The organism is Trinickia sp. HAY1-2D, assembly GCF_056754935.1.
In genome coordinates this window covers 734,791-746,914 of sequence record NZ_JBPGWX010000001.1, presented here as the reverse complement: position 1 = coordinate 746,914, position 12,124 = coordinate 734,791, and the positions used below count along the sequence as shown (strand labels likewise).

Annotated in this window: 10 protein-coding genes; 7 read left to right on the top strand and 3 right to left on the bottom strand. The window is 59.2% G+C overall.

From position 1 onward, the window contains the following. Positions 1-8: 8 nt before the first annotated feature. Positions 9-848, top strand: a complete 840-nt coding sequence (locus ACR9ZC_RS03300) for an endo alpha-1,4 polygalactosaminidase (RefSeq protein ID WP_481579112.1) — start codon at positions 9-11, stop codon at positions 846-848. Positions 849-1,024: 176 nt separating this feature from the next. Here the strand turns inward: ACR9ZC_RS03300 and ACR9ZC_RS03295 are convergent, their stop codons facing one another. The 3 genes from ACR9ZC_RS03295 to ACR9ZC_RS03285 all read right to left on the bottom strand — a co-directional run bounded on the left by ACR9ZC_RS03295 (position 1,025) and on the right by ACR9ZC_RS03285 (position 2,073). After that, on the bottom strand, positions 1,025-1,222 hold the full coding sequence (locus ACR9ZC_RS03295) for a hypothetical protein (RefSeq protein ID WP_481579111.1): 198 nt from the start codon (positions 1,220-1,222) through the stop codon (positions 1,025-1,027). Positions 1,223-1,284: 62 nt separating this feature from the next. Then, on the bottom strand, positions 1,285-1,899 hold the full coding sequence (locus tag ACR9ZC_RS03290) for a hypothetical protein (protein ID WP_481579110.1): 615 nt from the start codon (positions 1,897-1,899) through the stop codon (positions 1,285-1,287). A 36-nt stretch (positions 1,900-1,935) separates the two neighbouring features. Further along, on the bottom strand, positions 1,936-2,073 hold the full coding sequence (locus ACR9ZC_RS03285; RefSeq protein ID WP_481579109.1) for a hypothetical protein: 138 nt from the start codon (positions 2,071-2,073) through the stop codon (positions 1,936-1,938). A 67-nt stretch (positions 2,074-2,140) separates the two neighbouring features. Here ACR9ZC_RS03285 and ACR9ZC_RS03280 point away from each other — a divergent pair, with 67 nt between their 5' ends. From ACR9ZC_RS03280 to ACR9ZC_RS03255, 6 genes are all read left to right on the top strand, one after another. Continuing rightward, positions 2,141-4,693, top strand: a complete 2,553-nt coding sequence (locus tag ACR9ZC_RS03280; protein ID WP_481579108.1) for a type VI secretion system Vgr family protein — start codon at positions 2,141-2,143, stop codon at positions 4,691-4,693. 8 nt (positions 4,694-4,701) lie between these two features. Continuing rightward, entirely contained in the window at positions 4,702-5,505 is an 804-nt protein-coding gene (locus ACR9ZC_RS03275; protein WP_481579107.1) for a DUF4123 domain-containing protein, read from the top strand. Positions 5,506-5,592: 87 nt separating this feature from the next. Further along, entirely contained in the window at positions 5,593-8,103 is a 2,511-nt protein-coding gene (locus tag ACR9ZC_RS03270) for a T6SS effector BTH_I2691 family protein (protein WP_481579106.1), read from the top strand. An 11-nt stretch (positions 8,104-8,114) separates the two neighbouring features. After that, positions 8,115-9,086: a DUF6708 domain-containing protein gene (locus ACR9ZC_RS03265; RefSeq protein WP_481579105.1), complete on the top strand. Its 972-nt coding sequence runs from the start codon at positions 8,115-8,117 to the stop codon at positions 9,084-9,086. Further along, complete coding sequence (locus tag ACR9ZC_RS03260; protein ID WP_481579104.1) at positions 9,083-9,367, top strand: PAAR domain-containing protein; 285 nt, start codon at positions 9,083-9,085, stop codon at positions 9,365-9,367. The genes ACR9ZC_RS03265 and ACR9ZC_RS03260 overlap by 4 nt, the downstream gene beginning before the upstream one ends. Positions 9,368-9,966: 599 nt before the next feature. After that, positions 9,967-12,111 (top strand): TonB-dependent receptor, encoded by a 2,145-nt coding sequence (locus tag ACR9ZC_RS03255; RefSeq protein ID WP_481579103.1) that lies wholly within the window; start codon positions 9,967-9,969, stop codon positions 12,109-12,111. Positions 12,112-12,124: the final 13 nt, after the last annotated feature.

Sequence of the window (12,124 nt, the reverse complement as noted above, 5' to 3'; positions counted from 1 at the left end):
GAGGGTTCATGCCGGGACGAGTCAATCGAGGGCTGACGCGAGCGTTGGCGGTGCTCGTTTCGTTCATGGCGGCACTCACGCTTGCACCGACGCGTCAGGCACACGCCGAGGACCGTCGTACAGGCGAGCCTCGCTTCGATTCCGTGGCGTTTTTTTACGGCGATCGTGTGCCTGTCGATCGCCTCTCGCATTTCGATGTGGCGGTGGTCGAGCCCGATGCGGCATTCGACCCGCGAGAGCATGCCGGCGCTGGGCCGCAATGGTTCGCGTATGTGAGCGTCGGGGAGGTGTTGGCGAATCGCAATTATTTTTCCGCCATGCCGCGACGTTGGCTGACCGGGCGCAACAAGGACTGGGACTCCGCGATAGTCGATCAGTCGGCGCGCGGGTGGCCAGCATTCTTCGTCAGACACGTCATTTCGCCGCTCGCGCAACGCGGGTTTCGCGGCTTTTTTCTCGATACGCTCGACTCGTACCAGCTGATTGCCAAGAACGAGCATGACCGCGCACGGCAGCGTGCCGGCCTCGTCGCAGTGATTCGCGCGATCAAGAAGCGCTATCCCGATGCGCATTTGATTTTGAATCGCGGGTTTGAAATATTGCCCGAGGTGCACGATCTCGTTTCGGCGGTGGCATTCGAATCGCTTTACGGCCGCTGGGATCAAGGCAATCGCCAGTATGGCGAGGTGCCGCAGGCGGACCGGGACTGGCTGCTGGGGCAGGCGAGGGCGGTTCGCGACCGATATGGGTTGCCTGTCGTCTCGATCGATTACTGCCCCCCGAGGAGCCGGCCCGCTGCCGCGAAATCGCGCGGAAGATTGCGGCCGACGGTTTTGTCCCCTATGTGACCGATGGGGGATTGCAGACGGTTGGTGTGGGGTCGGGTGAGGCTGCAGCGCGGTAGCCTCGTAGGTCAGCTCTTGCCTTGCAGCGTGTCGAGGCTTTTCCGCAGGGCGGTCATGGCTGCATGGCAGTACGCCTGACTGGGTTTGTCGGCCCGCAGCGCTGCGAGGGTGCGATCGATTCAGTTCTTGTCCTCAATCGCGAATCGGAACGGCACCTCTGGCTGAGTAAAGCGAAGCCGCATCTTGTTGTGCATTGGGACAAAACGCCGATGCTCGAAGGTGAAATACGATATCAGCAGACCGACGCGCGACTCCTGTGCATCGTCGAACAAATAGCTGTTTTTCGGAAAAGCGAAGCCTCCCTCTTTCGCCTCCATTACTGCTCGGCACGACGAGAGCAAGCTCGGTAAATGCAAAAACGTCACTTTGCCTTTGGGCGTCAACGGGTCGACCAGTAGGTAGATTTGTTTGTGGCGATCGGACTCACCCGACCCGCTGCTATCTCCTTGCACGCAGAGGACGGCGGGGTGAGCGCTTGTTCGTCTGGCGAGAAAAACGTTGGCACTCTGGGGGCGAAATCCGATGGGTGTTCACCGGGGAACGTCGTTGCGCTCCCATACCGAAAGGCCTTGCCGTTGGCCGTTATTTGGTCTGCTGCCAATGCGATCCGCACCGGTTGCTTTTCCACCGCGGCGGTCAGTTCGGTGTGAACGCCTTGCTTACCCGGGACGGAATAGGCCACGCCAGACTCGGACTCGATTGGATCGCCGAAAACTGCACCTGGTCGGGCGGCGTAAAACGCGTCGTAGCTCTCGTAGGTTTCCTCCGCGTGAGCGTTGCCTAGAGAAATGGTGGCCAGCGCTGTTACTAGCAAGATAGTGGGTTTTATCGGTATGCCTTTCCTCCCGTGGCCTTCACGTAGTCCGGATTGTGCAACCAGAAAACGGTGCTGCCGGCGGGCGGCAGTCGAAATCCGCACCGGACCGTAGCGCCCGCGTTCGCCACCGTCGACGATTTTTCCAGTCTTCTTGTTGCGGATTTTCCATCGCACCATGACTTCGCCCCGTTTCTCCGGCGTCAACGGTTCCGTTCATGTCGAAAAACCAAGCAAAAGATACCTGCCACGGCGCAGCTCGACGCCGCCTAAAACGTTTTCACCCGGCATAAATTCCCGAAAATAGTTAATAATTTTTAAGATATTTAAGCCGGTGGCATAAATCATTTCCATTGCCATCCATTTAATTTAAGATTCCATTTTTTTGATTGCCGATGTGGCTGGAAAGGGGTTATTTGACATGGGTAGATCAGCTCATTCGCTCATGCTCGAGACGGGAGTCGAGCAAGCCAACCGAACGCTGATACTGCAAACCCCGGACGGGACGCCCACGCTCTTGCCTCAGCGCGTGGTCGGCGAATCCCGTATCGGCCGAGGCTTTGAACTCATAATCGACCTCGTCTCGCGAGAGCGAACCCTCGAACTCAAAAAGTTGATGGGGCAGCCGGTCACGTTGTGGGTCCTTCAGCCCGACGATACGTATCTTCCTTGTCACGGTTATGTATTCGCAACTCGCCGCCTCGGTGGGGACGGTGGCCTCACGTACTATCAACTCTCGCTGTCGTCATGGATGCGATTTCTGCGGCACCGAAAGGACGCGAGAATTTTTCAAGACCTCACGACAGCCGGCATCATTGCGCAGGTATTCGAAGGCCATCCGCTCGCAAGGGGACATTACCGGTTCGACGTCAGGGACGCGGGCGCCAAGCGCTCTTACTGCACACAGTACGAGACCGATGCGAACTTCGTCCACCGGCTGATGGAATCCGAAGGCTGGTTCACGTACATCGAACAAGCGAACGACGGGAAGTTGCATACGGTCGTGATCACTGACGATATTGACCGGTTCAAGCCCCTCGATTCGCAAGAGGTCACGTTTTATCGTGGCGAGAGAGAAGGCCGTATCGATACACTCGTGGAGTGGGGCAGCGAGCGCATCGTCGAGAGCGTTGCATACGCTGTGCGCACGGCCGATTACAAGCTCCCGAGCATGCCGAGAGCGCGCGCGGGAACTTCCTGGGCGCAACGCGGCGGAGTGCCCCAAGAACTCGAGGTCTATGAGTACGCGGGGCACTACAGTTTTCCCGTGCGCGAAGGGGGCAAGGACCAGGGCGAACGCTATGTGCGCATTCGCCTCGAAGAGTTGGATGCTCGGAGCAAGCGATTTTTTGGCGTCGGCAGCGTGCGGTGCATGGATGCGGGCCGGTGGTTCCGCTTGAAGGACCACCCTGAGCATGACACCGATAAAGCTCAAGACCGGGAATTTGCGACCATCGCCGTTCGTTGGTACATCCAGAACAATCTGCCGCTGGGTAACAGCCGCCCGTTTCCGCACAGCTTGCAGCGGCAAATGGCACGTGTTCGCGCGGAACACAAGGACCTCAAGACGGTGTTTACGTCGACCGATCCGACCGGGGGCGAAAGCTTCTTTCTTGTCGAGATCGAGGCGCAACGCAAGCGCGTACCGTATCGTAGCCCGTTCGAGCACAAGAAGCCGGCAATGCACATGCAAACCGCAACGGTTGTCGGGCCGGCCAATGAAGAGGTGTACACCGATGAATTGAACCGCGTGAAGGTGCAGATGCATTGGGACCGGCTGGGGAACAAAGATCAGTCGTCTTCATGCTGGCTGCGCGCGGTTTCGCCGCATGCGGGGAGCACGTTCGGGGGCGTGTTCGTTCCAAGGGTAGGTCACGAAGTCGCCATCGACTATATCGACGGGGACTGCGACCGGCCCGTCGTCACGGGCGTGCTCTTCAACGGTATCAATACGCCGCACTGGCATACGAACGGCCTGTTGTCCGGCTTCAAGTCCAAGGAGTATGGCGGATACGGTTTCAATCAGCTCGTTTTCGATGACTCGACGGCACAAAGTCGCGCGCAACTTTATTGTTCGACGGCAAATTCATATCTCCACATCGGGTACCTCGTCGACCACAGCGGCAATACACGCGGGAATTACCTCGGCACGGGCTTCGACTTGAAGACCGACTCGTCGGGTACCGTACGCGCAGGACAAGGGCTTTACGTTTCGACTTATGCGCGCGGCGGCACATCGAGTCAGGCGCTCGATGCCAAGGAGGCGACTCGACATCTGATGGACTCGAGCGGCGTGATCCAGCGACGGTCGCTCGCGGCCGCAGACGGCCAGGCTGAGGGGCTGGATGAGGCGCAAAGCGCAATCAAAGACTTCGCCGCATCCACACAGAACGATGCTCAAGGAACGATGAGCGGTGGCCGCACCGCTGGCGGCGGCACGGGTACTGCGAACTCGTTTTCGCAGCCCATCATGCTGCTGGCGAGCCCCTCCGGTATGGGATTGTCGGCTCAGCAATCGCTGCACGCAGCGGCTACCGAACATATCAACCTCGTGAGTGGCTCCAGCACGTATGTGTCGGCGGCGAAGTCCTGGATTGCGAGCGTCGGCGACAAGCTCAGCTTTTTCGTGCAAAACGCCGGTATCAAGTTGTTCGCAGGCAAAGGCAAAGTCGAACTCCAAGCGCAGTCGGACAACATCGAAATCACGGCTGACAAGACCGTGAAGGTTATTTCGACGGCTAGTGCTGTGGAGGTCACTGCGCAAAAAGAGATCACGCTCAAAGCGGGCGGCGCGACGATCCGACTGGCCGACGGCAACATCTATCTGCATGCGCCGGGAACGGTCGAGGTCAAGGGCGCACAGTTCGTGGTCGACGGACCGGCAAGTGAGAATGCCTCCGCGCAGCTCACAGCCGCCAAATCCTGCGCCCAGCAGATGGGCGCAGCGGCACAGTCCGGCGCTGCGCTCGTATAGGTCACGGCATGATTCACTATGTCATCGTTGAGCCCCTCAACGGCAAGCTCGAACTGCCGGGCGCGCCGCCTGTCTACGACGTCGGTGAGTTCGTTCCCGAGACACGACCGGAGCTGGAGGGCACGGCGCCCATGTTGTATTGCGCTGAGCATCCTGACGAGCAGTTGCCGGCACTGCGTGAGCAAGCGGAACGCGACCGAGCCGCAGGAACGCCGCCGGTCATCTGCGCCATTCTCGAATGCGATAAAGCTTCCACTCGATTGCGGCGGCATTTGGCGAACCGCCTGCTGCTGCCAAAGCCTACGGAAGGAACCTCAATTTTCCGGTTCTACGATCCGCGCGTGTTTGCGCATTTGCGATGGATACTGAAACCCGAACAACTCGGCGCGCTGATGGGGCCCGTGACGCGTTGGTCCTATCTCGACAGCGCGGCGGAATGGGTGAGACTCGAGGGCGCAAAAGCCCCGAACGAGGAGTTTGCAATTACGAAGGCGCAATACGAGCAAGTTACGCGCATCGAGGTCATCGAGCGGGCGCTTCAAATACTGCTTGGCAGCGGTGCGCCTCTCAAGCCCGGCATGCCTTCGCTGCTCGATGCGCAACTGGCGAAGGGCGAGATGTATGGCCTTTCTGGCGCTGACTTGCTCGCGTTCGCCCTGCACGGCGCGATCGTCTCTCCGTATTTCGACCGCCATCCCCGTGTCCGGACCGTGTTGCAGGCGCCTGACAAAGCGCCGTATGCGGAGACCGTCGCACGCTGGACGCAGGGCGATTGGGAAGCCATCGCGCGCGAAAGCATCCAGTACCAATGACCGCGGCATCGCCACACGTTTTAACGAAACAAGAATATGGCTTACGACTTCGATTTCTCGAATATCGGTCAGTTGACGACAGCGGCAATGCAGGCGTCCACGCGCGAGCCCGGCAGCTGCAACATGTGCAAAAAGAAGGGCTTGCCCATCTTGCCGGTCCGTTACTCGGCGTTCGCCGATACGAAGGCGCACAGCGCCGCCGGCGCGATGAGACTCATGGGCGGAAGGTTCGGCGACGGGGTGACGAACATCGCGCTGAAAAAGGCCAAGTACGCGTTGCGCACGCTGCGCTACGGCTATGTGTACGTGTTCTATCCGAAGACCGGGCGTTGGCAAGCATATGCGGTGACTGTCGAAGGGAATCTGTACGAATACCCTCTCGATATGAATATCGACCGGAGCCTCGAACAGCCGTTCAACTGTCATCAGGCCGGACATGCGCAACTGGCGCAGTGCATCACTATCGAGGATGCCGAAAAGGCAGGCGTCGTCTATATCGCCTTCAGCGACGAGCGGTGGACGAAAAAGGTCCGCGACGCGTATGCATCGAACTTCATGGGCTGCCGCGACAAGCGAATGCAAAAGTTCGACGCAGCGGGGTGGTTCAACGGCAGCACGCAGCAGCATCACGCGGAAAGCGTGACACACGTTGCCGACCTGTTGAGCGAGTACAAGGCGAACCCTTCGGAGGCACTGACGACCGCGCTCTTCCCGTATCACAACCGCGCCGGACAAGGATCCGCGTTGAAGAAGGCGATGGACTCCATCACCCCAGACAAGGGGCTTGTTTTCGCGCTGTGGGACCCCGTCGGGATCACGCAAGAGTTGAACTTCGAACAGCGGCTCGCATTCGGCGCTGCGCTCGAGCCATACGGGCACGGGATCTGGACCGCGAGCGCCATCGATGCGTTGCACGAAGCCGTTGTTGCGTCGGCCAAGGAGGACGTCGAAAACGGCTCGCGTCTGCTCGAGTCCAATGCCTATGAGGGGTTGGGCACGACGGCGATTTTCGACGGCGGGAAGCTGCTCGAAAAGCAGCTCAAGAGCATCGAGAAGATGAAGGAAGCAGGTCTCGTCAGTGCCGGCCCCGAAGCCTGGAAACCGTACACGTTTCACTATCGGCCGCAAGCCATCCACGATTTCAAAAAGAATATGGCTGCGAAGTTGGAGCAAGAGCAGACGAGTACGTTAGTGCCGCTTTCGCAGGACCACAAAGCTTGGCTAACCAGTGCTGCGCTGCTGGACGTTTTTCAATTCGACTACGAAGAGGGGAATTGCCGGAGCGGTGTCAGCTATACGAATATGCTCACGAACTGCATCGAGGGCGCGGCGGACCGCAAGGAGACGGTCGACGTGCTCGTCACGTGGGCGAAGGGTGACGTCTCCGATAAGCGCAATCCGCTGCTGCGCGCGTTTGTGCTGAATCACCCGGTCTTGGGCGAGAAGGTCAAGGAGGCTTCGAGCTATCCCTATATCGAAATGCGGGAGTCCGTGGCGAAGCTCATCGAGGCTTATAGCAAGATCGAAGAGGTCGCCGAGAAGGCTGACCGCAGCCTCAAAGGGATAATCGCAAGCTCGTTTGCACGTCTGCTGCACGAGGCCGGCGGGCCGATTGTCCAAGCTGTTAGTTCGAGTGTGGATGCGACGGCTGCGAAAGTGCTCTACGCGGCGATGTGTATGCGGACGAAAAAGCTGTTCGAGTTCAAAGCGTTGTGGGGTTCGCCCAATCAGTGGGTCTACTATATCGCTAGGCAGATGCAGGAAATGATGCCGGGACGGCAGAAAATCGATGTTCAGGATTTGCAAACGAAGCTACGCGATAAAGCGGCGCCTGCCGGCGACAAGGACTTGGAAGTGAAGGTCAAGCAGTTTGTGCCCGTCCAAAGCAATGCGGAGGAGGCAGCGGCCCTATCCAGCGTCAAGGGCACGCGGAGTCTGTCGCAGCAGATGGTCGCGTCGACGCTGACGCCCAATGTCGTTGAAAATGTCTATATGCCCAAGTTCAGGCTCATGGCCAAAGGTGAGCCGGGATTTGCCGGCATTGGGGCGATTTTTAATGCTATCAACCTGCACCTCGCCCGAGCAGAACTGAAGAAGTCCAACCGGTTCAACGAGACGGAGAATGGCGTCAAGTTCGACAATGCAGTCGCTGGGCTGGTGGCGAGTGTTGCCCAGTATGGGGGGTCTGCGCTCGAGCAGTTGGAGAAAGGACACGTCGAGCTATCGGGGCGCCTGGCCAAGTTCGGTCGCTTCCTCCGAACTGTTGGAAGGTATGGGGGAGCGATAGTTGGCCTCGTGTCAGCTACCATTGACGCATACCACCTTATCGACGAGACCAAACACGGTAATGCCGTATTGGCATTGCTGTACGGCACTTCAGCCGCCGTAGGCGTCGCCCTGACTGTTGCAGCATTTGTTGGTTCCGTCTTGACGCTTCCGCTACTGGTCTTGGCGGCCATCATCGGCGTGCTAATTAGCTACGTCAAGCGTGAGGCTTACGATTGGCTCGAACAATGCTATTTTGGTGTCAAGCCGCGCGACGAAAGATTTGAACCCCTGGAGGAAGACCGGAAGGCGTTCTTGGCAATCTTCTCTTGACTGGAAAAGACATGGCATTTGATGGACTCGCATGGTATCGCTTGAACCGCCCCGTGACGGAAATAGAAGCTTCGTCGCGGCTAGACATAAGCAAACCATTGACGGAAGAGCCGAGAAGCTCTGGAAGCGCCTTTAATGCTACCAACTCATTTTTGGAAGTGTGCGACGGATTACACCGCGAAAGAGGTTGGGGGCTCCTCGCCTTTTTGACTGGCGGTATCGCAGCCTTGTGCCTGTCAGCTGTGTTCGTTTGGCTTTTAGTCGATATGCCCTCGCTGGTTCGCGAGAAGGGGCAGGCTTGGATTCTTTACTGGGGATTCAGTTTGCTTACGGCTTTTCTGCTGTGCCTCTTCGCTTTGACAGTGCGCTTACTTCTTGTTGACTGTTTCAACTACACTCGCAAGCCGATACGATTCAATAGGGCTGATCGCACAATATACGCATTTCGCCACAACGGGCCCGGCGGGGTTCTATCCGTTCCATGGGACAGTGCCTTCTTATACGTTGAGCGCAAACCCAAAGCCGGCCTGGGAGGTACCGCTCCCCGTGTCGTTCGTTGTCTGGTCCTAAACGACAAGGGACTGGTCGTAGACACGTTCTCAATTGGAAAGTACGTAGACTTGGCGTTTGATGAGAGCAGCCCGGCCGGCCACCAGGTGATGGGGGAACTGTACCAAGACTTCGAATACTATCGACGGTTTATGGAAGAAGGTCCGTCGTCCGTGCCGCCAGTCGCCGAATTCCTTACGACGGAAGTCTCGTTTCGCAATGCTCTGAAGTTGCAGTTCGATGGCGCGTCCGAGTTAATGAATTCCTCGAATCCAGTTATGTGGCTCGTGATGGTTGTGGCCGCGATACCGACGTTCATTCAGGCGGTCGCGTATTACCTCTCGCAGTTGACATGCCGCGAGCCCGCGTGGCCCGAAGCGGTCGAGCGCGCATGCAGTCCTACGGCAACCGAGGCGGAAGGACTCGCATCATGAACCGAAGATTTATCCGCAAGGGTGACCAAACCACCTGCAATGGCGTCGTCGAAGACGGCATCGAGAATTCGTCGTTCCAGGGACAGCCGTTGGCTTACCTCGGCGGCCGCGTGCAGTGTCCAGCCTGCCGGACCCAAGGCGTCATCATCAGCGATGGCGTTCCACGCACGATGACGGTCACAGGCAAGCAGGTCGCGCTTGAAAACGACCTTTGCCAGTGCAAATGCGAACCCCTGCCGAGACTCATCGCATCGCAGGCAATTGGATCCGTAGCGACGTAATCGGCGGCGCGCTTACGCGAGCACGCCTCCCGCGGAGCAGCGTCCGCGCGTGCGAGCGCGTCCGGGGGAACACTACGTCCGACGCGATACGGACAAGCGGTCATGATCTGAAATGGCGTCGCCGCTTGCGCCAACTTCGACTTCTCGAACATAGGGATGCCCGTGTCGCGGCCGCGCGGGTGGTCTTGGGACGTTGCGATTGCAATCGCGATCCCGGAGTAGCGACTGCAACTCCGGTGAACGCGCCGGTAGGCTGCTAGCGGCGCATGAGTGCTCGGCAACCTCGCATCGCCATCTTCCCGCGGCATTGTTGGCTCCCCAGAGCCGGCGCGAAAAGCTCGCCCTGGGAGAAGTGCCGCGTGTAGTGCTCCGCACCCGACACACTGCACGAAAATGAGTAAATGATATTGCGAGTCATTCTCATTTGCGTTAATGTTAACGATAAGCGAGCTCGAGCCAGAGCACGTTTCGTCAACACTCAACAACAACACCGTCGAACAATCATGTCATTTCGGCCTTGCAGTGCTGCCGTTCGGTCTATTTATCCGATTGCCGCTCCGTCTTCCGTCGCTCTCAAACCTTTATTGATCGCGGTACGCATGGCTTTTGCCGGTTTGTTGGCGACGGGCCTAAGTACTGTCGCCTGCGCGCAGGCATCCCCGGACTCGGCGACGAGCCCGAGCGATTCGCGCAACACGCTCCCCGCGGTCGTGGTCAAGACCGACGCAGTGGCGGACGAACCCGTCAAACCCTACGTGGGCGGGCAGATCGCCGAGGGCGGGCGGCTGGGATTGCTCGGCAACAAGAGCGCAATGGACACCCCGTTCAGCGTGAGCAACTACACGTCGCAGCGCATGGACGATCAACAGGCGCCCACGCTCGGCGATGCGCTGAACAAGGACCCATCGATTCGTTTCACTGGGCAAACGGGCGGTGTGACCGATTCGTTTTATATCCGCGGCTTTCCAGTCAATGAAGGCAATCTGAGCGATTTCGCGTTCGACGGCGTATATGGCGTGGTGCCGAACTATCACGTCTTCACCGAATACGTCGAGCGTGTCGATGTGCTCAAGGGGCCGGGGGCGCTGCTTTACGGCATGTCGCCGAACGGCGGCGTCGGGGGCGTCGTCAACATCGTGCCGAAGCGGCCGCTCGCGAAAGACCTCACGCGCTTCACCGCAGACTACACGTCGGATTCCCAGGTGGGTGGCCATATCGATATGAGCCGGCGGTTCGGCAGCGAACGGCAGTTCGGCATTCGTTTCAACGGGCTGCATCGCCAAGGCGGCACACCGCTCGATAACCAGCGTTCGCGCGCGGACGTCGGCGCCTTGTCGCTCGATTACCAGGGCGAGCGATTCCGGGCGACGCTCGATGTCATCGAGCAATATCAATGGATCGATGCACCCACACGGCCTTTCCTCGTGACCTCGGGCATCGCGGTGCCATCTGCCGCTGACGGAAGGCGCAACGTCACGCAATCGTGGAGCTGGTTCAAATCCTACGATCAGTCGACGCTGCTGCATGCCGAATACGACGTGAACAGCAACGTGACGGTATTCGCCGATGCAGGCGGCGCCAAGACCGATGTTGCGCGGCTGTCCGACCAGACGCCGACGATCATCGATGCCGCGGGCGATACGCGCTCGACGCCGCAGAACTGGAAATTCCAGGTCAACCGCTGGAGCGCCGACACGGGCTTGCGCGCCCACTTCGATACGGGTCCGGTCAAGCATGCGCTGACGCTGCAGGCGAGTCTCTATCAGGATCGTCTCGCGCAGACGAGCAATTCCGGCACCGCGATTTTCTCGAACATTTATTCGCCCGTTGCGAGCCCGGCTCAGGCCATCGCTTCGCCGTCGAGTGCGCCGAAGGTGTCGTCGTCGCAACTGACGGGCGTGGCGCTCGCGGATACGCTGAGCGTCTTGAACGATCGGGTCCAGTTCACGGCCGGCGTGCGCCATCAACAAGTCGAGTCGGACAACTTCAGCGCAGCCACTGGCGCCAAGACGACATCCTACGACAAGAGTGCGGTGACGCCGTTGGTGGGGATCGTCTTCAAACCCGTGCAGAACGTTTCGCTCTATGCAAACTATATCGAAGGGCTCAGCAAGGGCGACATTGCGCCGGCTGCCGCTTCGAACGCGGGCCAAGTGTTCGCGCCGTACAAGACGAAGCAGCACGAGGTCGGCGTGAAAGTCGACTTCAAGAACGTGATGGCGACGCTCGCGGCATTTCGAATCACGAAGCCCAGCGGTCAATTGTCAGGGACGGTGTTTACCGTCGATAGCGAGCAGCGCAATCAAGGGCTCGAGTTCACCGTAGCAGGCGAGCCGATCAAGGGCGTTCGCGTGCTCGGCGGCGCGACGCTGCTCGACGCGAAGCTGACCAAGACCGCCAGCGCCGCGACGACGGGCAATCGGCCCGTGGGTGTACCGACCTGGATGGCGAATGTGGGCGCCGAATGGGATCTGCCGTGGGTCGCGGGCCTGACGCTCACAGGAGGCGTGAATTTCACGGGGCGCGAGTATGTGAATCAGGCGAACACGCAGTCGGTACCGGGCTGGACGACGGTCGATTTCGGCACGCGATATACGACTGCCATTCACGGTAAAACCACCACCTTTCGTGCCGGCCTGTTGAATGCCTTCAACCGGAAGTATTGGTCCGGCGTCGCCTCTTTCGGCACGATCTCGCTTGGCGCACCGCGAACGCTGTTCGCCTCCGCCACCGTGGATTTCTGATCACGGCGATGGG

What these genes read in the sequence shown, in the direction of transcription:
- ACR9ZC_RS03275 (WP_481579107.1), top strand. Translation starts at nt 4,702, where the DNA reads ATGATTCACTATGTCATCGTTGAGCCCCTCAACGGCAAGCTCGAACTG.
- ACR9ZC_RS03255 (WP_481579103.1), top strand. Translation starts at nt 9,967, where the DNA reads ATGGCTTTTGCCGGTTTGTTGGCGACGGGCCTAAGTACTGTCGCCTGC.
- ACR9ZC_RS03300 (WP_481579112.1), top strand. Translation starts at nt 9, where the DNA reads ATGCCGGGACGAGTCAATCGAGGGCTGACGCGAGCGTTGGCGGTGCTC.
- ACR9ZC_RS03280 (WP_481579108.1), top strand. Translation starts at nt 2,141, where the DNA reads ATGGGTAGATCAGCTCATTCGCTCATGCTCGAGACGGGAGTCGAGCAA.
- ACR9ZC_RS03285 (WP_481579109.1), bottom strand. Translation starts at nt 2,073, where the DNA reads ATGGAAATGATTTATGCCACCGGCTTAAATATCTTAAAAATTATTAAC.
- ACR9ZC_RS03295 (WP_481579111.1), bottom strand. Translation starts at nt 1,222, where the DNA reads ATGGAGGCGAAAGAGGGAGGCTTCGCTTTTCCGAAAAACAGCTATTTG.
- ACR9ZC_RS03270 (WP_481579106.1), top strand. Translation starts at nt 5,593, where the DNA reads ATGCAGGCGTCCACGCGCGAGCCCGGCAGCTGCAACATGTGCAAAAAG.
- ACR9ZC_RS03260 (WP_481579104.1), top strand. Translation starts at nt 9,083, where the DNA reads ATGAACCGAAGATTTATCCGCAAGGGTGACCAAACCACCTGCAATGGC.
- ACR9ZC_RS03265 (WP_481579105.1), top strand. Translation starts at nt 8,115, where the DNA reads ATGGCATTTGATGGACTCGCATGGTATCGCTTGAACCGCCCCGTGACG.
- ACR9ZC_RS03290 (WP_481579110.1), bottom strand. Translation starts at nt 1,899, where the DNA reads ATGGTGCGATGGAAAATCCGCAACAAGAAGACTGGAAAAATCGTCGAC.